Below are 25,168 nucleotides of genomic sequence, written 5' to 3' on the forward strand. Positions count from 1 at the left end.
AGAGTTGAAAAAGTCGCCTGATGGCGTAAAGCCAGTCAGCTAAACTTCGGAAAGAGGCCGCAACGGATAACGTTGCGGCCTCTTCTTTTATGGCTCCAGAGCACGTTATTGAACCCATCTTAAATTTCACTGTCATTATCCTGTCATATTTCATATATTGCGCTCAAAAGTCACCCACCCCGGGTGACTTTTTTAGTGAGTAAAAGCCACCGTAGTGTCCATAACTAAGGCTTTCTTAAGGTTCATTCGTTACGGTTTGTTATTATTTTTTTTCGTACAGGCAAGAGTATGCACTTCACACAGAATCAGGCTGAACGGAAGTTCAGTTTAAAAGCCCTGGGATGGGTTTTGCTCTATTTTTGGTATTTCTCTTCGGTTCTTCAGATTGTCATCTATGCAACGGGATACAGCGGTTCGACCGGCCTGCGTGACTCTCTGCTATACAGCTCTTTGTGGTTCATTCCCGTCTTTCTGTTCCCACAGCGTACGCGCATTATCGCTGCCGTTATTGGTATCGTCCTCTGGGCCGCCTCTGTCGCCGCGCTGGGTTATTACGTCGTTTACGGACAGGAGTTTTCACAAAGCGTTCTGTTTGTCATGTTTGAAACCAACGCCAGCGAAGCCAGCGAGTATCTGAGCCAGTATTTCAGCATCAAGCTACTGCTGATTACGCTTGCCTATACCCTGGGGGCGATCCTGCTGTGGACGCGCCTGCGGCCGGTTTATATTCCCAATCCGTGGCGTTGGCTGATTTCCTTTGCCATCCTGTTTGGCCTGGTACTGAACCCGGTTGGTAAACAGTGGCTTATTAAGAAACACAGCATCGGGGATTCATTCTCAAGCATTTCTTCCCGCATTGAGCCCGCTGCGCCCTGGCAATTTATCATTGCTTATACGGAATACCGCGCTCAGTTAGATAGCCTGAACAGCCTGCTGACCTCCAACAACGCGCTTGCCCCATTGGCGAATCTGAAAGATGCTTCCGGTAACGAGCCGCGTACGCTGGTACTGGTGATCGGTGAGTCCACGCAGCGTGGCCGCATGAGTTTGTACGGCTATCACCGCCAGACGACGCCTGAACTGGACGCATTGCATAAAACCGATCCGCAAATGACGGTGTTTAATAACGTCGTTACTTCACGTCCTTATACCATCGAAATTCTGCAGCAGGCGCTGACCTTTGCGAACGAAAAAAATCCGGACCTGTATCTGACCCAGCCGTCGCTGATGAACATGATGAAGCAGGCCGGCTATAAGAGCTTCTGGATAACCAACCAGCAGACGATGACCGAGCGCAACACGATGCTGACCGTGTTCTCAAGGCAGACTGACAAGCAATACTATATGAATCAGCAGCGCACCCAGAGCGCTCGCGAATATGACTCCAACGTCCTGGCGCCGTTTAAAGAAGTGCTGGCCGACCCGGCGCCGAAGAAATTTATCATCGTGCATCTGCTGGGAACGCATATTCGCTACGACTTCCGCTACCCGAACGGCTGGAACAAATTTGACGGTAAAACCGATGATTTACCTCCAGGTTTAACCGGAAGTGAGCAAGAGTCGTATAACAGCTACGATAATGCCAATCTGTTCAACGACCATATTGTCTCGACGCTGATCAAAGACTTTAAAGCCACCGATCCTAACGGCTTTATGCTCTATTTCTCTGACCACGGAGAAGAGGTTTACGACACCACACCGCATAAGACCCAGGGACGCAACGAAAGCGACCCTACGCGCCGTATGTATACCGTGCCGTTTATTCTCTGGACGTCGCCAGCCTGGCAGCAGAAACATCCCCGGGACTTCACGGGTGATGTTAACCGTAAATACAGCAGCTCAGAGCTTATCCACACCTGGTCTGATTTGGCTGGCTTAACCTACAACGGCTATGAGCCAACCCGCTCAATCACCAGCCCGCAGTTTGTTGAGACAACCCGCTGGATTGGCAACCCTTATAAGAAGAACGCGCTGAGGGATTATGACACGCTGCCTTATGGCAATGAGGTGGGTAATCAGTAAAGCACAGAGGCGCGATACGTTGAGCCTCTGAAGAAAGAAAGCAGGCCTGAGCATTCAGGCCTGCATAACGTTAAGGTTTACGCAGAAAATCCCCGGTATTAAAGCTTCCGTCGGCGTTGCGCAGCAGCGGCTGCGGCAGATCCAGCGACTTATACGCTTTCATATCCAGCGCCTTACCCTCTTTATTGACGCTCTTTCCATCGACAATAAAGTAGTTAGTGGCATCAATATTCCCGATCACCGCATCATCATATTTCCCCGGTTCGCTGCGCAGAGACAGGTTGCCAGTAAAGACGGCCTGGGTGCTGGCATCGCCGTAAGGACTCGGCCGGAAGATATAGTTAAAGCGCAGATTGTTGGCCGCAACGTTGTCGGCGACCACCAGCTTGCCCGGGTTGAAGTTATCGGTGAAGCCGTCCAGGTGATTACCCACCGCAATGCTGTTACGCACCACGTGGGCCACCGGCTGACCTTCGCCGCCCAGCTTAAAGCCGTTGCTGGTGTTGTTACGGGCAATTGAATCAACAATGGTGACTACGCCGTTCGCGCCGTCTTCGATTTTATTAAACAGATCGAAGCCATCATCGATATTGTCGTGCGAGTAGCAGCCTTCCAGGTGGTTGCCATCGCCCACGCGCATTTTCACCGCAAAACCGTCGGCGTTGATTTTGCCCGGATCCTCATTGCTGAAGGACTCGGAGTTCAGCACCCGATTATGGCTGGCCCACAGCGGGCGACCGATCTTATCCGGTGAGGAGATCTGAATACCGGTGTCGTCGTTTTTATACGCCACTACGTTCTCGATCAGGTTATGGCTACCCTGGACGCGCAGGCTTTTTTCGGTGATCTCAATCCCTTTCAAATGCCAGTAGCTGGCGTCGAGCAGCATGCCGTGGATCACCGCTTTACCGTCGGCTTCGAGCGCTTTGGGCTTATCCTTCAGGCCGCTGGCCGATACCGGGATATCGGTTTTCGGGTAATCACCGGCGGCCAGGATGATTTTGCCTCCGGCAGGTACCAGGGCAATGGCCGTCGCCAGATCCAGCGGTGACGCTGAGGTTCCGCTGGCATCGGCTTTACCCTGCGGCGCAGCATAGAGCGTGGATGCGGTAACGGCGCTGACGCGCTCAACGTTCAGGCTCTGCTCCACCGGCGTTTTGTCTTTTCCGCTGGTGGGGGTGAAGACAATGTTAAAGCTGTTCTGCGCCTGCAGTTTTGCCGGCAGGGTGAACATTTCCCCGGCCTTCACTGGTTTATCAGACCCGATCACCACTTCGTTCTGACGGACGCTAAACTGCCCGTCATAGTTGGCGCGGGCCTGAACCACATAATGCTCAGTGGTACTTTTGCTGGTGGAAGCAACCTGCATCACTACCGGCCAGGCTTTGGCAACATACGGCTTTGACGGCACGGTTTGCGCGGCGGAGGTGGTGAGCGTCGCATCGCTGACGGTGATTTTTGCGTTACGGGAGGCAAAGAAACCTACGTAGAACTGGTTCTTATCCTGGACGGTGACCAGGTCAGCATGGGGAACGGTTTTGGTTTCCCACTGGTCGCTGCCTGCCGGAGCCCAGCCGGTGATAAAGCCGTCGTTGGTGCGTTCGAGGCGTAGTTTGAAGGTCGGCGTTTTTTGCAGATCCACCTCTTCTTTGTAGCTCTCTTTCTTGATCGATGAGCCGGCATTGCCCCAGGGCTGGCTGATACCTTCGCGGGCGATAGCCTGCATTTTGACCCGGTTAGCGTCCTTTTTATCCTGGGTCATAATGGCGTTCATCACCATATTTGACGCCGCCGGAAACTCCTCATATCCCTCTTTCAACGGCTCCTGGCGTGGATGACCAATGATGTCGCGTACCAGCAGACCCGCGCCTTCCTGGGCTGCCGGTTTTGCACCGTTTTCCGGGCCGAAGTGATCGACCGTCACCGTGGCCTGCAGGACAAAGTTTTCGCTGGCGGGCAGGGTGGTGTAAAAGAAGGTGAGGCCATCGTGGGAGTTGGCGATTTTGCCGCCGCGACTTTCAATGGTGATGGGCTTATCCAGACCCGCCGTGCTCTCCACGGACAATTTCTTGCCGTCGATCGTCACGTTATTCACGCCGATCTTTTCCGGCAGGACGTTGGATGAGAAATTCACATCCGTCGACTGGCCAAAAGCAATTGCTTTCCAGACCGGGGTATCAGCTGCTTGTGTAGTAAAGGCAACAGCAGAACAACAAAGGGTCAGGGCCAGAGGTATCTTATTATTCATCTTATTCTCCTGAGTAAAAATTGGCCTTATTATGGTCAAAATGAAATGCCGTTTCTTTTTTGTGCGTCACAATAATCACTTATTAAAACAGTGTTTTGCTTTAGGATTCTCTTTATTCAGGTGTCAAAAAAACAGCAAAAGCATTGGGATAGCGCGATGTACGGGAAATGAGCGGTTTTTTTCCGCGACAAAGCGCGGTGAAATGGTCGAAAATAGCCGTCTGAATCACAGTACCGGGCCGGCATTGAGCGTTTTATCTGCATCTCGTTTCATGACGAAAAATATGTAGAATTTTCAACGTCGAAACGGTTTACTTCACTCCTTAATTTATCGTCAGGATGCGTATGTCAAACAGTGCGATGAGCGTGGTCATTCTTGCCGCTGGCAAGGGAACCCGCATGTATTCCGATCTCCCGAAAGTGCTGCATACGCTGGCAGGGAAAGCGATGGTGCAGCATGTTATTGATGCGGCTAACCATCTGGGTTCCCGTCAGGTGCATCTGGTTTACGGCCACGGTGGCGATCTGCTGAAGCAGGCGCTGCACGGTGACACGCTGAACTGGGTCCTGCAGGCGGAACAGCTGGGAACGGGCCATGCGATGCAGCAGGCCGCGCCTTTCTTTGCCGATGACGAAGATATTCTGATGCTCTACGGCGACGTGCCGCTGATTTCCGTCGCCACCCTCGAGCGTCTGCGCGCGGCGAAGCCGCAGGGCGGTATCGGTCTGTTAACGGTCACGCTTGACGATCCGAACGGCTATGGCCGTATTACCCGTGAAAACGGCGCGGTAACCGGCATCGTCGAGCAAAAAGATGCGACCGAGGCCCAGCGTCAGATTCAGGAAATTAACACCGGCATTCTGATCGCCAACGGCGCAGAGATGAAACGCTGGTTGTCGAAACTCACCAACAACAATGCCCAGGGTGAATACTACATCACCGATATCATTGCGATGGCGTACCAGGAAGGGCGTGAGATTGCTGCTGTACATCCTGAGCGCATTAGCGAAACGGACGGCGTTAACAACCGCCTGCAGCTTTCCCGTCTGGAGCGTATTTATCAGTCCGAGCAGGCCGAAAAGCTGCTGCTGGCGGGCGTGATGCTGCGCGACCCTTTACGTTTCGACCTGCGCGGCGAGCTCGTCCACGGGCGGGATATCGAGATCGATGCTAACGTGATTATCGAAGGCCGCGTCGTGCTTGGCGATCGCGTTAAGATTGGCGCGGGCTGCGTGCTTAAAAACAGCGAGATTGGCGACGACTGCGAAATCAGTCCTTACAGCGTGGTTGAGAACGCCCGTCTGGAAGCCGAGTGCACTATCGGGCCATTCGCCCGCCTGCGCCCGGGCGCAGAGCTGCTGGTGGGCGCTCACGTAGGCAACTTCGTGGAAATCAAAAAGGCGCGTCTTGGCAAAGGCTCTAAAGCAGGCCATCTGAGCTATCTGGGCGATGCGGAAATCGGCGATAACGTCAATATCGGTGCCGGTACCATCACCTGTAACTACGACGGTGCCAACAAACACCTGACCCGGATCGGTGATGACGTCTTTGTCGGCTCCGATACACAGCTAGTGGCACCGGTTAGCGTTGGTAACGGAGCGAGCATTGCCGCGGGCACCACGGTGACCCGTGATATTGCCGATAACGAATTAGTATTAAGCCGCGTGCCGCAGGTTCACAAGCAAGGCTGGCAGCGCCCGGTGAAGAAGAAATAATTTTTCCCTCTCCGTCAGGAGAGGTTGGGATGAGGGTAATAAGATAATTACCCCGTCCCGAGGCAGTAAATATAAAAATAACCCCACTCTCTACAAGGCTCGGGGTGCCCGTAAAGGGCAAACAACAGGTTAGCGACAACGCATGGCATCATGCCAAAATCGGAATCAAATACTATGTGTGGAATTGTTGGCGCAGTCGCGCAACGTGATGTAGCGGAAATTCTGTTAGAAGGTTTACGCCGTCTGGAATACCGGGGCTATGACTCAGCCGGTCTGGCGGTGGTGGATGAAGCCGGAAATATGTCCCGTCTTCGTCGTCTCGGTAAGGTGCAGGTACTCTCCCAGGCGGCGGAAGAACATCCGCTGCACGGCGGTACCGGCATCGCGCATACCCGCTGGGCGACTCACGGTGAACCTTCCGAAAGTAACGCGCATCCGCATGTTTCTGAACACATTGTGGTGGTGCATAACGGCATCATTGAAAACCACGAACCGCTGCGCGACACCCTGAAAGAACGCGGCTACATTTTCGTTTCGGAAACCGACACGGAAGTGATTGCTCACCTGGTGCACTGGGAGCTGGCACAGGGCGGTACGCTGCGCGAAGCCGTACTGCGTGCGATCCCGCAGCTGCGCGGTGCCTACGGCACGGTGATTATGGACTCCCGCGATCCGAGCACGCTGCTGGCGGCCCGCTCCGGTAGCCCGATGGTTATCGGTATGGGGATGGGTGAAAACTTTATCGCCTCCGATCAGCTGGCTCTGCTGCCGGTGACCCGTCGCTTTATCTTCCTTGAAGAGGGCGATATCGCGGAAGTGACCCGTCGTAGCGTGGTGGTGTTCGATAACACCGGCGCGCAGGTGAAGCGTCAGGAGATCGAATCTAATCTGCAGTACGACGCGGGCGACAAAGGTGCCTATCGTCACTATATGCAGAAAGAGATCTACGAGCAGCCGAACGCGATTAAAAACACGCTCACCGGGCGTATCAGCCACGGCGAAGTGGATTTAAGCGAGCTGGGCCCGCAGGCTAACGCGCTGCTGGAGAAGGTTGAGCATATCCAGATCGTCGCCTGCGGCACCTCGTATAACTCCGGGATGGTTTCCCGTTACTGGTTTGAAGCCCTGGCGGGCGTCTCCTGTGACGTTGAGATTGCCTCTGAATTCCGCTACCGCAAATCCGCGGTGCGCCGCAACAGCCTGATGATCACCCTATCCCAGTCCGGTGAGACGGCAGATACCCTGGCCGCGCTGCGCCTGTCCAAAGAACTGGGCTATCTCGGTTCTCTGGCCGTGTGTAACGTGCCTGGCTCGTCGCTGGTGCGCGAATCCGATCTGGCGCTGATGACCAACGCCGGGACCGAAATTGGCGTCGCCTCTACCAAAGCCTTCACCACTCAGCTGACCGTTCTGCTGATGCTGGTGGCGAAGCTGGGACGTCTGAAAGGTCAGGATGCGTCGATTGAGCACGATATTGTGCACGGTCTGCAGGCGCTGCCGAGCCGTATCGAGCAGATGCTGTCTCAGGACAAACGTATTGAAGCGCTGGCGGAAGATTTCTCCGACAAGCATCATGCGCTGTTCCTCGGTCGTGGCGATCAGTACCCTATTGCCCTCGAAGGTGCGCTGAAGCTGAAAGAGATCTCCTACATTCACGCGGAAGCCTATGCGGCAGGGGAGCTGAAACACGGCCCGCTGGCGCTGATTGACGCGGATATGCCGGTTATCGTGGTGGCACCGAATAACGAACTGCTGGAAAAGCTGAAGTCCAACATTGAAGAAGTGCGCGCCCGTGGCGGCCAGCTGTACGTCTTCGCTGACCAGGATGCCGGTTTTGTCAGCAGCGACAATATGCACATCATCGATATGCCGCACGTCGAAGAGGTGATTGCGCCTATCTTCTACACCGTGCCGCTACAGTTACTGGCTTATCACGTGGCGCTGATTAAAGGCACCGACGTTGACCAGCCGCGTAACCTTGCAAAATCGGTTACCGTAGAGTAAAGACTAAAACGCCCTGCACTGCAGGGCGTTCTCTTTTATTTCACTTTGCTTTCCAGCGAGCTCAGGCTGCGATCCATATCATTCAGTCTCTGACTTAGCCTGTCGTTGCTGCTGCTCAGCTTATCGTTTTCGCGGCTTAACTCTTCCACCGACCTTTTCAGACCGTCCATTTCACGGCTGACGTTGCTGCTATTACTGCTGCCGCTGGACGCTGTCTGGCTCTGCTGGCGCTTCACGTCATCCAGTGCACTTTTGAGCGACTGGTTCTCTCTTTTCAGATCGTCAATCTCTTTGCTAAGGTTTGCGCTACTGTCTTTCAGGCCGGATGCTGCCTGATTCTGCTGAGTGCTGAGCTGGCGCTTCATTTCTTCGGCATTTCTTTGCACTTCGGCGAGTTCCCTCTTCAGCGTAGAGACCTCCTCCTGTGTTTTTTTGATTGCCGGGACTGAGATTGCTGAACTGATAGATAAATACGCGGTTCTGGCATTATTGTTGGCGCCGTCACTGACAACGATCCCGTCACTCTGGCCTGAACCCTGACTCCATTCTACTTTTTCGGCATGGCTATACATTGAGGACGCCAGCGCCAGCAGTCCAACGGTAAACGCAGTTCTTCTGAACATCATGTTCTTCCTGATTAGCAAGTGATGGGATTACGTTAAGGGATAAAGCCTCTGAACAAACCAGATTTTAATCAATTATTTCTGCATTTATTTATGACAAACCGTCATCTTCAGCTACTTTTTTCAGTGTCACAAAAATAAAATTTTACTGCAAAGCCATTGTCATAACGATTGTCATCTATTTGACTTACAACGATTTTTATTGAAAATTTAAGATGAGATTATCGTTGTCATAAAACTGTAATAATTCGTACATTTATCTGTCACCAAAGTGTCCTACTTTGCTCAACGTAGCAACTCAAACAACGATTTACGAATCACTGCAGGAGACATTATGAACGTTATGCGTACCACTGTCGCAACTGTTGTCGCCGCGACCTTATCTCTGAGTGCTTTTGCTGCTAACGCTGCAGCGAGCCTGACTGGCGCGGGTGCAACTTTCCCTGCGCCGGTGTATGCCAAATGGGCAGATACCTATCAGAAAGAAACTGGTAACAAAGTAAACTACCAGGGTATCGGCTCCTCCGGTGGTGTTAAACAGATTATCGCAAACACCGTTGATTTCGGTGCTTCTGATGCTCCGCTGTCTGACGAAAAACTGGCTCAGGAAGGCCTGTTCCAGTTCCCGACCGTGATCGGCGGGATCGTTCTGGCAGTGAATATTCCGGGTCTGAAATCTGGCGAGCTGGTGCTGGATGGCAAAACCCTCGGCGACATCTACCTCGGTAAAATCAAGAAGTGGGATGATGCGGCCATCACTAAACTGAACCCGGGCGTTAAGCTGCCTTCGCAGAACATCGCGGTTGTGCGTCGTGCTGACGGTTCCGGTACTTCCTTCGTCTTCACCAGCTACCTGGCGAAAGTGAACGAAGAGTGGAAATCTAAAGTCGGTTCCGGCTCTACTGTTAACTGGCCGACCGGTCTGGGCGGTAAAGGTAACGACGGTATCGCTGCGTTCGTACAGCGTCTGCCGGGCTCCATTGGCTACGTTGAGTATGCCTATGCCAAGCAGAACAACCTGACCTACACCAAACTGAAGTCTGCTGACGGTAAAGACGTTAGCCCGACTGAAGAAAACTTTGCTAACGCAACCAAAGACATCGACTGGAGCAAATCCTTCGCACAGGATCTGACCAACCAGAAAGGTGACAACGCGTGGCCGATTACTTCCACCACTTTCATCCTGGTTCACACCAAACAGGCTAAGCCGGAGCAGGGCGCTGAAGTGCTGAAGTTCTTCGACTGGGCTTACAAAAACGGTGGCCAACAGGCAAGCGATCTGGACTACGCCAGCCTGCCGGCAAGCGTTGTTGAGCAGATTCGCGCTGGCTGGAAAGCTAACGTGAAAGACAGCAGCGGTAAAGCGGTCTACTAAGCAGAATGTTGCTACCCTGACCTGATGGAAAGGGGCGGGGTGAGGCGGAAACGCCTCACCCCAAACTTTCTCTCCGGTAGAGAGAATAAAAAGCTAACTACCTGAAAAACGATTAATATGCTCGCTTTCAGGTCCAAACTTAAAGAGTGAAATATGGCTGCAACTAAGCCTGCTTTTAACCCGCCGGGTAAAAAAGGTGACATGATCTTCAGCGCGCTGGTCAGACTGGCTGCGCTGATTGTGCTATTGATGCTCGGTGGCATTATCGTTTCCCTGATTATCTCCTCCTGGCCAAGCATGAAAGAGTTTGGCTTTGCGTTCTTGTGGACCAAAGAGTGGGATGCGCCGAACGATATTTACGGTGCGCTGGTACCGATCTACGGCACCCTGGTGACCTCCTTTATCGCACTGCTGATCGCCGTACCGGTGAGCTTCGGCATTGCTCTGTTTCTGACGGAACTGGCCCCCAACTGGCTGAAGCGCCCGCTGGGTATCGCGATTGAACTGCTGGCGGCTATTCCGAGTATCGTTTACGGCATGTGGGGCCTGTTTATCTTTGCTCCCCTGTTTGCCACCTATTTCCAGGAGCCGGTGGGCAATGTCCTGTCGAACATTCCGTTTGTGGGTGCCCTCTTCTCCGGCCCGGCGTTCGGTATTGGTATCCTGGCTGCGGGCGTTATCCTCGCCATTATGATCATTCCTTACATCGCAGCGGTGATGCGCGATGTGTTCGAACAAACCCCGGTGATGATGAAAGAGTCGGCCTACGGTATTGGCTGCACCACCTGGGAAGTGATCTGGCGAATCGTTTTGCCCTTTACCAAAAACGGGGTGATAGGCGGGGTGATGCTGGGATTAGGCCGTGCGCTGGGTGAAACCATGGCGGTGACCTTTATCATCGGTAACACCTACCAGCTCGACAGCGTATCCCTGTTTATGCCGGGGAACAGTATTACCTCTGCGCTGGCCAATGAGTTCGCGGAAGCGGAATCCGGCCTGCACGTTGCAGCGCTGATGGAACTCGGTCTGATCCTGTTTGTGATTACCTTTATTGTGCTGGCGATTTCTAAGTTTATGGTGATGCGTCTGGCTAAAAATGAGGGGGCCCGCTAATGGCTACGCTCGAAATGCAATCTACCGCGGAGCTTGCGGAATCACGCCGCAAAATGCAGGCGCGTCGTCGTAACAAAAACCGTCTGGCGCTGACGCTCTCGATGGCGACGATGGCTTTTGGTCTGTTCTGGCTGATCTGGATCCTGATGTCGACCGTGACGCGTGGGATCGACGGGATGTCGCTGGCGCTGTTTACCGAAATGACCCCGCCGCCGAATACGGCAGGTGGCGGTCTGGCTAACGCCCTGGCGGGTAGTGGACTGCTGATCCTCTGGGCGACCATTTTTGGTACGCCGCTGGGCATTATGGCCGGGATTTACCTGGCGGAATACGGTCGTAAATCATGGATTGCCGAAGTGATCCGCTTTATTAACGACATTCTGCTCTCCGCGCCGTCTATCGTTGTGGGTCTGTTCGTTTACACCATCGTGGTGGCGCAGATGCAGCACTTCTCCGGCTGGGCGGGCGTGATTGCGCTGGCGCTGCTGCAGGTGCCCATCGTTATTCGTACCACTGAGAACATGATGAAACTGGTGCCGGACAGCCTGCGTGAAGCGGCCTACGCACTGGGCACACCGAAATGGAAAATGATCTCCTCTATTACCCTGAGGGCATCAGTCTCCGGCATTATCACCGGCGTCCTGCTGGCGATTGCGCGTATCGCGGGTGAAACCGCCCCGCTGCTGTTTACCGCGCTCTCCAACCAGTTCTGGAGCACCGATATGATGCAGCCGATTGCCAACCTGCCGGTGACCATCTTCAAATTCGCCATGAGCCCGTTTGCCGAGTGGCAGCAGCTGGCCTGGGCGGGCGTGCTGATCATCACCCTGTGCGTACTGTTGCTGAACGTTCTGGCGCGCGTCATTTTCGCGAAGAATAAACACGGCTAATTTTTTGCGGCGCGGCGAAACGCGGTGCCGGATGAGGAAAGAGACAAAGATGAGTATGGTTGAACAGACTCCGGGCAAGATTCAGGTTCGCGATTTGAACTTCTACTACGGTAAGTTCCATGCGCTGAAAAACATCAACCTGGATATCGCGAAAAACCAGGTCACCGCGTTTATCGGGCCGTCAGGCTGCGGTAAATCCACGCTGCTGCGTACCTTTAACAAAATGTACGAGCTCTATCCGGATCAGCGTGCGGAAGGTGAAATCCTGCTGGACGGTGACAATATTCTCACCAACACTCAGGATATCGCGCTGCTACGCGCCAAAGTCGGGATGGTTTTCCAGAAGCCGACGCCGTTTCCGATGTCTATCTATGACAACATCGCCTTTGGCGTGCGCCTGTTTGAGAAACTCTCGCGTGCCGATATGGACGAGCGCGTGCAGTGGGCTTTGACCAAAGCCGCATTGTGGAATGAAAGCAAAGATAAGTTACACCAGAGCGGGTACTCTCTCTCAGGTGGTCAGCAGCAGCGTCTGTGTATCGCACGCGGTATCGCGATTCGCCCGGAAGTACTGCTGCTGGACGAACCGTGCTCGGCGCTGGATCCGATCTCTACCGGTCGCATCGAAGAGCTGATCACCGAGCTGAAGCAGGATTACACCGTGGTGATTGTGACCCACAACATGCAGCAGGCTGCACGTTGCTCCGACCATACGGCGTTTATGTATCTTGGCGAGCTGATTGAATACAGCAAAACGGACGATCTGTTTACCAAGCCCGCCAAGAAACAGACTGAAGACTACATTACTGGTCGTTACGGCTAATCAGGAGTGCGCAATGGACAGTCTTAACCTTAACAAACATATTTCCGGCCAGTTCAATGCTGAACTGGAGCATATTCGCACTCAGGTCATGACCATGGGCGGGCTGGTGGAGCAGCAGTTATCTGATGCGATCACCGCGATGCATAATCAGGATGGCGAGCTGGCGAAGCGCGTTATCGACGGCGACAAGCAGGTCAATATGATGGAAGTTGCCATCGATGAAGCCTGCGTGCGGATTATCGCCAAGCGTCAGCCGACGGCAAGCGACCTGCGTCTGGTGATGGCGATTATCAAAACCATCTCCGAGCTGGAGCGTATTGGTGACGTGGCGGATAAAATCTGCCGCACGGCGCTGGAGAAATTCTCCCAGCAGCACCAGCCGCTGCTGGTAAGCCTGGAGTCGCTGGGCCGTCACACCGTGCAGATGCTGCACGATGTGCTGGACGCGTTTGCCCGGATGGATCTCGACGAAGCGGTGCGTATCTATCGTGAAGACAAGAAAGTGGACCAGGAGTACGAAGGCATTGTACGTCAGCTGATGACCTACATGATGGAAGACTCCCGCACGATCCCGAGCGTACTGACCGCGCTGTTCTGCGCCCGTTCTATCGAGCGTATCGGCGACCGCTGCCAGAATATCTGCGAGTTTATTTTCTACTTCGTGAAGGGGCAGGATTTCCGTCACGTTGGCGGTGATGAGCTGGATAAACTGCTCGCCGGTAAAGATCCGAAAGAGTGATACAGAAAGGCCGGATACGATTCCGGCCTTATTTTTTAGCGGGTAATATTCCACCCGCGTTGACGCCACAGCTCAGGCAGCGCTGCCAGATCCGTAAAGGTGGTCACTTTTGGGTGATCGAGCGGCTGATTGTGTGGGTCGGCACAGAAGTAGTACACCTCCATTCCTGCAGCAATTCCCGACTGCGCCCCCGCTGAAGAGTCATCGACCAGAATGCAGTTTTCCGGATTCACGTTCATCGCTTTCGCCGCGTGGAACATCAGGGCCGGGTCCGGCTTCCAGCGCTGGATATCGTAGCCGCTAAACAGTTTTTCCGGGAAGTGGTGCAGCATGCCGGTTTTGCCCAGAGAGTGCTGCATTTTGCTGACCGGACCGTTCGATACCACGCACATCGGCACACTCAGCGCATCCAGCAGCGCATTCGCGCCGGCAATCACCTGCAGTTCGCTGTCGAACAGACGTGCGACCTCAGCGCGAAAAACAGGTTCCAGATCGGTTTTGGCCAGATTAACCCCGTGATCGGCGTTAATCATATCGATGATCTCGTAGAGCTTAACGCCCTTAAACCGCTTAAAGACGGTTTCCAGATCCAGCGTGATGCCATATTCCGCGAACATATGGACGTAGGCGCGTGAACAGATGACTTCGCTGTCGACCAGCGTGCCATCACAGTCAAAAAATACCGCTTCAATGTGGGACATCACTTTCCCCTGCTAGTTTATCGTTTACGTAATACAATTTTCCGCACGCAATCGTTGCCGTATAAGCAAATTCAATGAAAAAAAGTATGCGACAACCGTCAATAGTGCCTCATTTTGGTATAGGATAGCGACGAATTTTCCCTCCTATTGTTTGGAAACAGAGAATGAGCCAACAGCACAATACCCAGGCCTCAAACCCGGGATTGCTTGAACGCGTGTTTAAACTGCGTGATCACGGCACAACGGCACGCACCGAAGTGATCGCCGGTTTCACCACTTTTTTAACGATGGTTTACATCGTTTTTGTTAACCCGCAAATTCTTGGCGCGGCGGGAATGGACACCAGCGCGGTCTTTGTGACCACCTGTCTGATCGCCGCGTTCGGTAGCATTTTAATGGGTCTGTTCGCCAATCTGCCGGTTGCACTGGCACCGGCTATGGGTCTGAACGCCTTCTTCGCCTTTGTGGTCGTTGGGGCGATGGGTCTGCCGTGGCAGATCGGGATGGGTGCCATCTTCTGGGGCGCCGTTGGCCTGCTGCTGCTGACGATTTTCCGCGTCCGCTACTGGATGATTGCCAATATTCCGATGAGCCTGCGCGTGGGCATTACCAGCGGTATTGGCCTGTTTATCGGAATGATGGGGCTGAAAAACGCCGGTATTATTGTCGCAAACCCGGAAACCCTGGTCACTATCGGTAACCTGACCTCGCACAGCGTCCTGCTGGGCGCGCTGGGCTTCTTTATCATCGCTATTCTGGCATCCCGCAATATTCATGCTGCGGTGCTGGTGTCGATTATCGTGACCACCCTGCTGGGCTGGCTGATGGGCGACGTGCAGTATCACGGTATTGTTTCTGCGCCGCCGAGCGTCACCAGCGTGGTCGGTCAGGTTGACCTTGCCGGTTCCTTTAACCTGGGCCTGGCGGGCGTGATTTTCTCCTTTATGCTGGTCAACCTTTTTGACTCCTCCGGCACCCTGATTGGCGTGACCGATAAAGCCGGTCTGGCCGATGAGAAAGGCAAATTCCCGCGCATGAAGCAGGCGCTGTACGTGGACAGCATTTCCTCGGTAGCCGGTTCCTTTATTGGTACCTCTTCCGTGACGGCCTATATCGAGTCCTCTTCCGGCGTTTCCGTGGGTGGCCGTACCGGCCTGACGGCCATCGTAGTGGGCCTGCTGTTCCTGCTGGTGATCTTCCTGTCGCCGCTGGCCGGGATGGTGCCGCCGTATGCCGCTGCGGGCGCGCTGATTTACGTTGGCGTACTGATGACCTCCAGCCTGGCACGCGTGAAGTGGGACGACCTCACTGAATCCGTACCGGCCTTTATCACCGCCGTGATGATGCCGTTCAGCTTCTCCATTACTGAAGGGATCGCCCTGGGCTTTATCTCTTACTGTGTGATGAAGTTGGGTACCGGCCGTGTGCGTGAAATCAGCCCGTGCGTGGTTGTGGTGGCGCTGCTGTTCGTACTGAAGATTGTGTTTATCGACGCCCACTAAGCGTCAAACTGCCCTGGCGTATTACGTCAGGGCAGGCTTCCCCCACCGGACTCTTTTCACCGCGTCCGAATCAGTTGAGCGTAAATCCTTTTTCCGTTGGCAGGCTGGTAAAGCGCATCAGGCGTCCGGCAGGTTCATTAATGCGAGAATGGGCATCGGGCAGGCTCGTCCAGCCGTGCAGGCTATCATATTCCCAGATTTTCAGGCGTTCGATGGCCGGGCTGACGGCGACGGACCAGACCAGGACGTCTTCTGCATCACAGATCGCTTCGATGGGCGCCGGGGTGGCAAGGCGCAAACGTCCCGCGCCGGGCTGTAGCTGCAGAAATGCCGGGTCGGTGTTATGCAGATTGCCGCTCAGCTTCAGGACGCTACGACGCAGGGTCGTCATCTGGGAGCGGGCTTCGTTGGGATCGTTCTGGTTATTGATCCACAGGGTTTCGTTGCTGGAAAACGTCGGTTTCTCCGTGACGCGGGGCAGCTGAAAACCATGGCTGGCGCGCTGAAGCTCCATATCCAGGCCGCATTCACCTTCGGTGGTCAGGGCGACGCCGACCATATTGCCCGTGTACGTCAGTGAAAAGCGCGGCAGAAGTTCATCCTTAAAGCGCGGTCTACCATCAGGCAGAGTGATGATTTCCGGCAGCGTTCCGATACCGTAAAGCATAAACATCAGCTCGGCCAGCAGCGTTCTGGAAGCCAGAAAACGAATGCGTCGATGTTCGGGCAGACGGTTTGCCTCGCTGTGACAAGGGTCCGATAGCCTCAGAGGAATGAGATGGTCGTGCTTAAGGATCCCTCTTGCAAAATGCGTTGCCATTTTTCGCTCCGTGATAATGGTCAATGATAAATAAAGGCGGTAAATATATTATCGCTCAATATGCGTAGTTTTTAATCCGTAAATGCGTAAATGAGAAGACCTTAAGTGGGTTTTTTACATTTCCTTTGATGTAACATCAGGGTTGTTTACGAATCAGCTCCCCGATCGCGGGTATTCTGCCCACTTCTTATACCGCCACCCACCGTACCCTTTTTTCTACCTAATGTCTTTGTTGTTGAAATTCTCAATAATCTTTTAAAACGATAATCATTTTCATTTAGATATAGCTTGTGCTATATAAATTAGCATGAGCTATATTTGAAGTAATTTTAATCATCTTATGGAGAAACCGGCATGCTCCTGAAAACCAAAAAACTGATCCTGCTGGCCTGCGCGCTGTCGGCGATGACGACTTCCGCCTGGGCTGAACAAAAGTTCAAAGTGGTCACCACCTTTACGGTCATTGCCGATATGGCAAAAAACGTGGCGGGTGATGCGGCAGAGGTGACCTCGATCACCCGCGCCGGGGCAGAGATTCATGAGTACCAGCCGACGCCGGGGGATATTAAACGCGCCCAGGGTGCGCAGCTTATTCTCTCCAACGGTATGAACCTGGAACTGTGGTTCCAGCGCTTCTACCAGCATCTGAAAGGGGTGCCGGAAGTGGTGGTGACCACCGGGATTACGCCGATGGGCATCAGCGAAGGGCCCTATAACGGCAAGCCTAATCCCCATGCCTGGATGTCGCCGGATAACGCCCTGATCTACGTTGATAATATCCGCGATGCGCTGGTGAAGTACGATCCGGCCAATGCCGCTACCTATCAGCGTAATGCCGAAACCTATAAGCAGCAAATTACCGCAGCTATTGCACCGATCCGCGATGAACTGGCCGCTATCCCGCAGGAAAAACGCTGGATAGTCACCAGCGAAGGCGCTTTCTCCTATCTGGCCCGCGACTTTGGCCTGCGCGAACTCTATCTGTGGCCGATTAACGCCGATCAGCAGGGAACGCCGCAGCAGGTGCGTAAGGTTATCGATAAGGTGAAGCAGGACAAGATTCCGGCCATCTTCAGTGAGAGCACCGTTTCAGACAAACCGGCCCGCCAGGTGGCGCGTGAAACGGGCGCGCATTACGGCGGCGTACTCTACGTCGACTCCCTCAGTGCGGAAAAAGGCCCGGTTCCCACCTATATTGATCTCTTGAAGGTCACGACGCGCACCCTGGTGCAGGGTATCAATGACGGGTTGAAGGAGTGAGGCCATGACCATAGCGCAGCAGTCTGAAGAACGACGCCCGGCCATTGATGTCAGGGAGGTCGGCGTCACCTACCGTAACGGACATACCGCACTGCGCGATGCCAGCTTTCAGGTACCTGGCGGCTCGATTGCTGCGCTGGTGGGCGTGAACGGCTCCGGGAAATCGACCCTGTTTAAGGCGATTATGGGCTTTGTTCGCCTCTCTTCCGGGACGATTTCTATTCTCGATATGTCGGTTCGTCAGGCGCTGCGGCAAAACCGCGTGGCCTATGTTCCCCAGGCGGAAGAGGTGGACTGGTCATTCCCGGTGCTGGTGGAAGATGTGGTGATGATGGGCCGCTATGGCCATATGGGCATGCTGCGTCGGCCAAAGGAGAAGGACCACCAGATCGTCACCGATGCGCTGGAGCGGGTCAATATGCTGGAGTACCGCCACCGGCAAATCGGCGAGCTCTCCGGTGGGCAGAAAAAACGCGTCTTTCTGGCGCGGGCCATTGCCCAGCAGGGGCAGGTGATCCTGCTGGATGAGCCCTTTACCGGTGTGGATGTGCAGACCGAGGCTAAAATTATTAGCCTGCTGGCGGAGCTGCGCGATGAAGGGAAAACCATGCTGGTATCGACCCACAATCTCGGATCGGTCACCGAATTCTGCGACTACACGGTGATGGTGAAAGGCACCGTGCTGGCCAGCGGTCCGACGGAAACCACCTTTACCGCCCAGAATCTGGAGAAGGCGTTTAGCGGCGTCCTGCGTCGCGTGGTGCTGAGCGGTTCGGAAGAGCACATCATCACCGATGATGAACGGCCGTTTATCTCTCACCGTCCTGCGCCGCGGAGCGAATCATGATGAGCTGGCTGCTGGAGCCGTTCGGCTATCAGTACATGCTTAACGCCATGTGGGTCTCCGCGATGGTCGGCGGTCTGTGTGCGTTTTTATCCTGCTACCTGATGCTGAAAGGCTGGTCCCTGATTGGCGATGCGCTCTCGCACTCCATTGTGCCGGGTGTCGCCGGAGCCTATATGCTGGGCCTGCCGTTTGCGCTGGGAGCGTTTCTCTCCGGTGGCCTGGCGGCGGGCAGCATGCTGTTTCTGAACCAGCGAACCCGGCTAAAAGAGGATGCCATTATCGGCCTGATCTTCTCCTCTTTCTTTGGCCTGGGGCTGTTTATGGTCTCACTGAACCCGACCTCGGTAAATATTCAGACCATCGTGCTGGGCAATATTCTGGCGATTGCGCCGGAGGATATTATCCAGCTGACGGTGATAGGCGTGGTGTCCATTGCGCTGCTGCTGTTGAAATGGAAAGACCTGATGGTGTGCTTCTTTGACGAGAACCACGCCCGCGCCATTGGCCTGCGTCCTGAGCGCTTAAAAGTGCTGTTCTTCACCCTGCTGGCGGTATCGACGGTGGCGGCATTGCAGACCGTTGGCGCGTTTCTGGTGATCTGCCTGGTGGTGACGCCGGGGGCAACGGCCTGGCTGCTGACCGATCGCTTTCCGCGCCTGCTGATGATCGCCGTGGCGATCGGCAGCATCACCAGTTTTGTCGGGGCGTGGGCCAGCTATTATCTCGACGGTGCGACCGGCGGCATTATTGTCGTCGCCCAGACGCTGCTATTCCTGGTGGCGTTTGTCTTTGCGCCTAAGCACGGCATCCTGGCGAACCGCCGACGCGCCCGCCTGGCCGCTCAGGAGGCATTATGATTGAACTCCTTCTGGAACCCCTGCAGTTCGGGTTTATGAACAACGGATTGCTGATCTCGCTGATTGTTTCCATCCCCTGTGCGCTGCTCTCGGTCTTCCTGGTGCTGAAGGGCTGGGCGCTGATGGGCGATGCTATGAGCCATGCGGTTTTCCCTGGCGTGGTGCTGGCCTGGATGGTCGGCGCGCCGCTGGCGGTCGGGGCCTTTATCGCCGGGCTATTTTGCGCGGTGGCCAGCGGCTATATCAAAGATAACAGCCGCATTAAGCAGGATACGGTGATGGGGATTGTCTTCTCCGGCATGTTTGGCGCGGGGCTGATCCTCTATATCGCCGTGCAGCCGGAAGTGCATCTCGACCATATTCTGTTTGGCGATATGCTCGGGGTAAACGGCAGCGATATTCTGCAGACGGCGATTATCTCTGCGCTGGTGATTCTGGTGCTGCTGGTGAAATGGCGTGATTTCCTGCTCTACTGCTTCGATGCCCACCAGGCCAGAGCCTGCGGTCTGAATACGGGATTCCTGCACTATGGCCTGCTCTGTATGGTGGCGCTGACCATTGTGGCGACGCTGAAATCCGTGGGGATTATCCTCTCGATTTCCCTGCTGATTGCGCCTGGTGCGATTGCCGTGCTGCTGACCCGCCGTTTCCATCTGGCGCTGATCCTCGCGGCCTGCCTGTCTGCGGTGATCTCGGTGAGTGGGGTCTGGCTGTCGTTCTTTATTGATAGCGCGCCCGCGCCGACGATTGTACTGCTGTTTACGCTGGTGTTTATCGCTGCCTTTATCTATTCCTCCCTTCAGGAGAGGCGTATGGAGCGACGACGGCTGGCGGCGGAATAGGATGTTATGACAGGAAAGCTCTCCCAAACGCCGGGAGAGCTTTTTAACGCGGTGAGATTAGAAGTCGTAGCTCATTGATACTTTTAGGGTGCGAGGCTCGCCCTGGAACAGATAAATGCCTGAGTCATCCACACCAGACCAGTAGTTTTCGTTGGTCACGTTACTAATGCCCATGCGCCAAACCATCTGATTTTTATCCTGGTTCAGCTGCATACGGTAGCGTACCCCCAGATCCAGGGTAGTGTAGTTATCCAGTTTCTTAGTGTTGGTCACGTTGGCATACTGAGAGCCGGTATGGTTAACACGTGCGGTAGCTGTCAGGCCTTCAACTGGCTTGATGTCGTACTCTGCGCCCAGGACGGCGGTAAAGCTCGGTACGCCGATGGCATCATTACCTTTATTTGCAGGATCCTCTGTTTTGGTCAGCTCAGCATCCACCCAGGTTACGCCGCCGTTCAGACGCAGGCCCAGAACTGGCTCACCAAACACATTCAGTTCAACGCCACGGTTACGCTGCTCTCCACCAAGGGAGAGATCCTTGAATACGTAAGGCTTTTGGATTTCGAAGACCGACATCGTGCCGCCCACGTTGCCAAAGTCGAGTTTCACGCCCATTTCATTCTGCTTAGAGTGGGCAATATTCATACGAGTACCATACTGCGGAAACCCGTTAATTTTACTGGGCTGTGGCTGCAGGGCTTCGGTATGGTTTGCGTAGAAGGAAACCTCTTCCCATGGCTTATAAACAACACCGTAGGCAGGCAACCAGCGATTTTTATTCTGAGAATCTCCATCTACCGGGAGCCCGAAATTGACGTCATAAGTACGTGCAACCACTTCCTGATAACGGGCACCGAGAGTAAATAGCAGGGTATCGTCGAGGACGCCGAGTGTATCGCTTAGCAGTACGCTTTTCGTACGGCTGCGTTCGGTGGTGAGCGGATCGCTAAAGCTTTTCCCACCAAAAGAGCCAAGCTTCGGCGGATCAATCTGCTGTGGGTTATAGAAATCCATCAGCGGTCGATCTTCTGTTTTTGTCATACCCCAGGCTTTTTTGATTCTTTTGGTCGTCGCAGCATAACCAATATTCACTTTGTGAGAGACAAAGCCCGTATCAAAGGCGCCACGAATGCCTCCCATAGTGCTGAACGTATCGATATAGTAGTTATTTATCATGCGGCTGACATTCACCGTGCCGGTGTTATTCAGCAGAGTCGGAGTAGAGTAATCCCCTACTTCATGCGCATGCTGGCCACCGAGTGCACCATATACCGTCCAGTCGCTGGTGATATCGTATTCAGCGCGTGTCATCCCGAACTGATTTTCGATATCGCTAAAGTTCCATTTCTGATTGTAGTTCGTACTATTGCTGCCCGGCAGACGAGGTACCTCTGTCAGATTAGCATTGTCAATTTTGACGCCCATATTAGAGCCGTGGAACGTTTTCTTCTGATAACCAAAGTCCAGGGAGCCGCGCAGGGCATCACCGCGGTAGTCCAGTCCCAGAGACGCCAGTGTGGTACGACGACGATCGTTCTCTATGCGGCCTTCACCTTCGCGATGGAGGAGGTTAACGCGGGCGCCAAACTGGTTGTTATCGCCGAAGCGACGGCCCGCATCCAGGGAAGTACCAATCTGTGAGTCGGAGGTATAATCCATACCAACACGTGCCATCGGTGTATCTTCTGCGCGTTTCGGCTCAAGGTTAATTGTCCCGCCAACGGCGGTGCCCGCTGCACCGTTAAGAATCGCGTTGGCCCCTTTAAAGACTTCGACACGCTCCAGCATCTGAGTATCCAACACCTGACGCGGCACTATGCCCGGCAGGCCGCCCATCAGCATATCGTCGCCATCCATTTTGAGGCCACGGATGCGGAAGGTTTCCGCCTGGTTACCATAGCCTTTTACGGACTGAACCCCTGCGTCGTTAGCCACTACATCGGCAATAGTATGTGCCTGCTGATCCTCCACCAGCTTCGAGGTATAGCCGATGATATTAAAGGGCACATCCATCGCTTTCTGCTGGCCTAACATCCCCAGGCGACCGCCGTTAGCGATCTGCCCGTCAAGATAAGCTGGAACCAGCGTATCTCCTCCGGCTTTAAAATCGCTTGCGGCGCTTTCCTGTACCACAATGGTATCTTCCGCATTTTTTGCGGCTGAGGCGGTGTTGGTTGCGGAGTGGGCGTTACTCGCCAGCGCGCCAATTGCCAGCGCAAGCATCGTTTTGCGCAATGCCAGCTGCTTGTTTTTTGGGTTTTGCATGATTTTCTCTGATAAATTTAAATTAACAATGCAGAGTTGTTATTAATAATTAGTAAATTCAAATGGTTAACCATACAATTCCCTTTGTTTTTTATTCCACTCTGCATTCGGCCCCGACATTTAAGCGCAAACGATAATCTCACTCAATATCATTTACATACAAATTGCCATTACCTGAGGGGACTGGCTCGCCAGGCACATAAGAATTTCTTTATAATATTTATTACAAATAGTGTAATTTTTACGCGATAATAACTCTCATTCGCTTCTTTATGCTTGTCTTAAGGGTTTAAAAGCATGTTTAATCATTCACTGAAACAATCAGGTTTTTCAGTAAGTAAGCTGGCAGTGTTCATTGCTGGCGCAACGGGTTGTTTCTCTGTTCAGGCTGCCGTTACCGGCGCATCTCCTGAAGACACCATCACCGTGACCTCTTCCGCGTCATCTCCGGAAGAGAGCGCGTGGGGGCCTGCGCCGACGATTGCCGCTAAGCGTTCTGCAACCGCCACCAAAACCGATACGCCCGTTGAGAAAACCCCACAGTCCGTTTCCATCGTGACGCGGCAGGAAATGGAAATACACCAGCCGAAATCGGTGAAAGAAGCCCTGGGATATACTCCTGGCGTGTCAGTCAGTAGCCGTGGCGCGTCAAGCACCTATGACTTTGTTATTATCAGGGGCTTTACTTCTGTCGGCCTGAGTCAGAACAATTATCTTGATGGGTTAAAATTACAGGGTAATTTCTATAATGATGCGGTAATCGATCCCTACATGCTGGAGCGCGTTGAATTAATGCGCGGCCCAACCTCCGTGCTTTATGGAAAGAGCAACCCCGGCGGTATCATTTCAATGGTGAGTAAGCGTCCCGGCACCGAGCCATTGAAGGAAGTTCAGTTCAAGATGGGAACGGATAATCTGTTCCAGACCGGTTTTGATTTCGCTGACTCCTTTGACGAGAATAATGAGTTCTCCTGGCGTTTGACGGGTGTCGCACGTTCGAACAGTGAACAGCAAGATAAGCAACATAATCAACAGCGATACGCGATAGCGCCGACTTTCTCATGGCGCCCGGATGATAAGACCAACTTTACCTTCCTTTCATATTTCCAGAATGAACCGGAAACAGGTTATTACGGCTGGCTGCCTAAAGAGGGCACTGTACAACCGTTACCTGACGGTTCACGCCTCCCGACAAGCTTTAATGAAGGGGCCAAAAATAATACCTATTCCCGCAACCAGAAGATGGTTGGGTACAGTTTTGAACACGGCTTTAACGATACGTTTACCGTTCGTCAGAACCTGCGCTTCAGTGAAATGAAGACCGCTCAGAAAAGTGCTTACGGTACGGGGATCTGTACGGTTGCCGACTGTCCGACGGTACCGGCAGCAGATGTCGGGCATTATCTGAAGCGCGGCACGATCGTGGATAACGAGCGTCTGCAAAACTTCAGCGTTGATACCCAGCTTCAAAGTAAATTTGCTACCGGTGATGTGGATCATACGTTGCTGGCAGGTGTCGACTACATGCGTATGCGTAATGACATCAATGCGACTTTCGGCTCAGCTACTCCTATAGATCTCTACAATCCGGTTAATGAAGACTTTGATTTTGGCGATGCCGCACCTTATCAATTGAATGAAAGTAAGCAGACCGGGCTCTACCTTCAGGATCAGGCCCAGTGGGATAAGTGGTATTTAACCTTAGGCGGACGCTACGACTGGTCACAACAGGCAACCACGGTACGTGGTGACGGCGGCGGTTATGTCGAACGTAACGATAAGAAATTCACCTGGCGCGGTGGGGTTAACTATCTGTTCGATAATGGTATTACGCCTTACTTCAGCTATAGCCAGTCCTTCGAACCAAGCGCCTTCGATTTATGGAGCACGCCTCGTCAGTCTTATGCCCCATCAAAAGGAGAGCAATACGAGGCTGGCGTTAAATATGTACCAAAAGATCGTCCAGTTGTTCTGACGGCGGCGGTTTATGAGCTGACCAAAACGAATAATCTTACCGCCGATCCGTCAAATCCCCTGGGACAGGTTCCTGCGGGTGAGATCAGGGTGCGTGGTATTGAGCTGGAGGCAAAAGCGGCAGTCAATGCCAATATTAACCTGACCGCTTCTTATACCTATACCGATGCTGAATACACCAAAGACACCAACCTGAAAGGAAACCGACCGGAGCAGGTACCTGAAAACATGGCATCGCTCTGGGGTGATTACACCTTTAATGAGGGCCTGCTCTCTGGTCTGACATTAGGTACGGGTGGGCGTTACGTGGGGTCAACCTATGGTTCGCCGGACAACAGCTTCAAAGTTGGAAGTGCCACGGTGATGGATGCCGTCGTTAAATATGATTTAGCGCGATTCTCTCTGCCGGGTTCCAGCATTGCCGTCAACGTAAACAACCTGCTCGATCGTGACTACGTGGCCAGCTGCTTCCAGACGTATGGTTGCTTCTGGGGAGCGGAACGTCAGGTCGTTGCAACAGCGACATTCCGTTTCTGATAATCGCTTAA

At 53.7% G+C, this 25,168-nt stretch carries 19 protein-coding genes; 14 read left to right on the forward strand and 5 right to left on the reverse strand.

All coding sequences use genetic code 11. The features are described 5' to 3' along the window. The first annotated feature begins 288 nt into the window (after positions 1–288). A complete protein-coding gene (locus tag EDF81_RS18185; RefSeq protein ID WP_123349580.1) occupies positions 289–2,022 on the forward strand; it encodes a phosphoethanolamine transferase CptA in 1,734 nt (577 codons plus the stop codon). A gap of 70 nt (positions 2,023–2,092) precedes the next feature. Here EDF81_RS18185 and EDF81_RS18190 read toward each other — a convergent pair whose 3' ends face one another. Further along, entirely contained in the window at positions 2,093–4,270 is a 2,178-nt protein-coding gene (locus tag EDF81_RS18190) for a right-handed parallel beta-helix repeat-containing protein (RefSeq protein WP_123349581.1), read from the reverse strand. Positions 4,271–4,614: 344 nt separating this feature from the next. Here EDF81_RS18190 and glmU point away from each other — a divergent pair, with 344 nt between their 5' ends. Both glmU and glmS read left to right on the forward strand, forming a co-directional pair. Next, on the forward strand, positions 4,615–5,985 hold the full coding sequence (glmU, locus tag EDF81_RS18195) for a bifunctional UDP-N-acetylglucosamine diphosphorylase/glucosamine-1-phosphate N-acetyltransferase GlmU (RefSeq protein WP_123349582.1): 1,371 nt from the start codon (positions 4,615–4,617) through the stop codon (positions 5,983–5,985). Between the two features lie 174 nt (positions 5,986–6,159). After that, positions 6,160–7,989, forward strand: coding sequence for a glutamine--fructose-6-phosphate transaminase (isomerizing) (gene glmS, locus EDF81_RS18200; protein ID WP_123349583.1), 1,830 nt, complete (start codon positions 6,160–6,162; stop codon positions 7,987–7,989). Between the two features lie 35 nt (positions 7,990–8,024). Here the strand turns inward: glmS and EDF81_RS18205 are convergent, their stop codons facing one another. Continuing rightward, positions 8,025–8,615 carry a hypothetical protein gene (locus EDF81_RS18205; RefSeq protein ID WP_148049942.1) on the reverse strand — a complete coding sequence of 197 codons (591 nt, stop codon included), beginning with the start codon at positions 8,613–8,615 and terminating at the stop codon, positions 8,025–8,027. 331 nt (positions 8,616–8,946) lie between these two features. Between EDF81_RS18205 and pstS the strand changes: the two genes are divergently transcribed. The 5 genes from pstS (at position 8,947) to phoU (ending at position 13,552) form a co-directional block, all read left to right on the forward strand. Continuing rightward, a complete protein-coding gene (gene pstS / locus EDF81_RS18210) occupies positions 8,947–9,987 on the forward strand; it encodes a phosphate ABC transporter substrate-binding protein PstS (protein WP_123349585.1) in 1,041 nt (346 codons plus the stop codon). Between the two features lie 153 nt (positions 9,988–10,140). Continuing rightward, positions 10,141–11,100, forward strand: a complete 960-nt coding sequence (gene pstC / locus EDF81_RS18215) for a phosphate ABC transporter permease PstC (RefSeq protein WP_123349586.1) — start codon at positions 10,141–10,143, stop codon at positions 11,098–11,100. After that, positions 11,100–11,990 carry a phosphate ABC transporter permease PstA gene (gene pstA, locus EDF81_RS18220; protein WP_123349587.1) on the forward strand — a complete coding sequence of 297 codons (891 nt, stop codon included), beginning with the start codon at positions 11,100–11,102 and terminating at the stop codon, positions 11,988–11,990. Before pstC ends, pstA begins: the two co-directional genes overlap by 1 nt. Positions 11,991–12,039: 49 nt before the next feature. After that, entirely contained in the window at positions 12,040–12,813 is a 774-nt protein-coding gene (gene pstB, locus EDF81_RS18225) for a phosphate ABC transporter ATP-binding protein PstB (protein WP_221180831.1), read from the forward strand. A gap of 13 nt (positions 12,814–12,826) precedes the next feature. Then, positions 12,827–13,552 (forward strand): phosphate signaling complex protein PhoU, encoded by a 726-nt coding sequence (gene phoU, locus EDF81_RS18230; protein WP_123349589.1) that lies wholly within the window; start codon positions 12,827–12,829, stop codon positions 13,550–13,552. Positions 13,553–13,587: 35 nt separating this feature from the next. Here phoU and yieH read toward each other — a convergent pair whose 3' ends face one another. Then, positions 13,588–14,253 carry a 6-phosphogluconate phosphatase gene (gene yieH, locus EDF81_RS18235; protein ID WP_123349590.1) on the reverse strand — a complete coding sequence of 222 codons (666 nt, stop codon included), beginning with the start codon at positions 14,251–14,253 and terminating at the stop codon, positions 13,588–13,590. A 164-nt stretch (positions 14,254–14,417) separates the two neighbouring features. Between yieH and EDF81_RS18240 the strand changes: the two genes are divergently transcribed. Further along, positions 14,418–15,755, forward strand: coding sequence for an NCS2 family permease (locus EDF81_RS18240; RefSeq protein ID WP_123349591.1), 1,338 nt, complete (start codon positions 14,418–14,420; stop codon positions 15,753–15,755). A gap of 70 nt (positions 15,756–15,825) precedes the next feature. Here EDF81_RS18240 and EDF81_RS18245 read toward each other — a convergent pair whose 3' ends face one another. After that, the gene (locus tag EDF81_RS18245) at positions 15,826–16,575 is read right to left on the reverse strand and encodes a 4'-phosphopantetheinyl transferase superfamily protein (RefSeq protein ID WP_123349592.1); all 750 of its coding nucleotides are present in this window, start codon (positions 16,573–16,575) and stop codon (positions 15,826–15,828) included. Positions 16,576–16,980: 405 nt separating this feature from the next. On the opposite strand from EDF81_RS18245, the gene EDF81_RS18250 reads away from it, so the two are divergent. From EDF81_RS18250 to EDF81_RS18265, 4 genes are read left to right on the forward strand one after another with little or no spacing between them, the layout of a single operon-like run. Then, on the forward strand, positions 16,981–17,835 hold the full coding sequence (locus EDF81_RS18250; protein WP_260232737.1) for a metal ABC transporter substrate-binding protein: 855 nt from the start codon (positions 16,981–16,983) through the stop codon (positions 17,833–17,835). Between the two features lie 4 nt (positions 17,836–17,839). Beyond that, the gene (locus EDF81_RS18255; RefSeq protein WP_123349594.1) at positions 17,840–18,682 is read left to right on the forward strand and encodes a manganese/iron ABC transporter ATP-binding protein; all 843 of its coding nucleotides are present in this window, start codon (positions 17,840–17,842) and stop codon (positions 18,680–18,682) included. Beyond that, on the forward strand, positions 18,682–19,539 hold the full coding sequence (sitC, locus tag EDF81_RS18260) for an iron/manganese ABC transporter permease subunit SitC (RefSeq protein ID WP_123349931.1): 858 nt from the start codon (positions 18,682–18,684) through the stop codon (positions 19,537–19,539). The genes EDF81_RS18255 and sitC overlap by 1 nt, the downstream gene beginning before the upstream one ends. Next, a complete protein-coding gene (locus EDF81_RS18265; RefSeq protein WP_123349595.1) occupies positions 19,536–20,381 on the forward strand; it encodes a metal ABC transporter permease in 846 nt (281 codons plus the stop codon). Before sitC ends, EDF81_RS18265 begins: the two co-directional genes overlap by 4 nt. A gap of 57 nt (positions 20,382–20,438) precedes the next feature. On the opposite strand, the gene EDF81_RS18270 is transcribed toward EDF81_RS18265, so the two are convergent. Further along, positions 20,439–22,646: a TonB-dependent siderophore receptor gene (locus tag EDF81_RS18270; protein WP_123349596.1), complete on the reverse strand. Its 2,208-nt coding sequence runs from the start codon at positions 22,644–22,646 to the stop codon at positions 20,439–20,441. Positions 22,647–22,943: 297 nt separating this feature from the next. Here EDF81_RS18270 and fhuA point away from each other — a divergent pair, with 297 nt between their 5' ends. Then, a complete protein-coding gene (fhuA, locus tag EDF81_RS18275) occupies positions 22,944–25,157 on the forward strand; it encodes a ferrichrome porin FhuA (protein WP_123349597.1) in 2,214 nt (737 codons plus the stop codon). Positions 25,158–25,168: the final 11 nt, after the last annotated feature.

It is taken from the genome of Enterobacter sp. BIGb0383, from assembly GCF_003751845.1.
In the GTDB taxonomy this organism is placed as follows: domain Bacteria; phylum Pseudomonadota; class Gammaproteobacteria; order Enterobacterales; family Enterobacteriaceae; genus BIGb0383.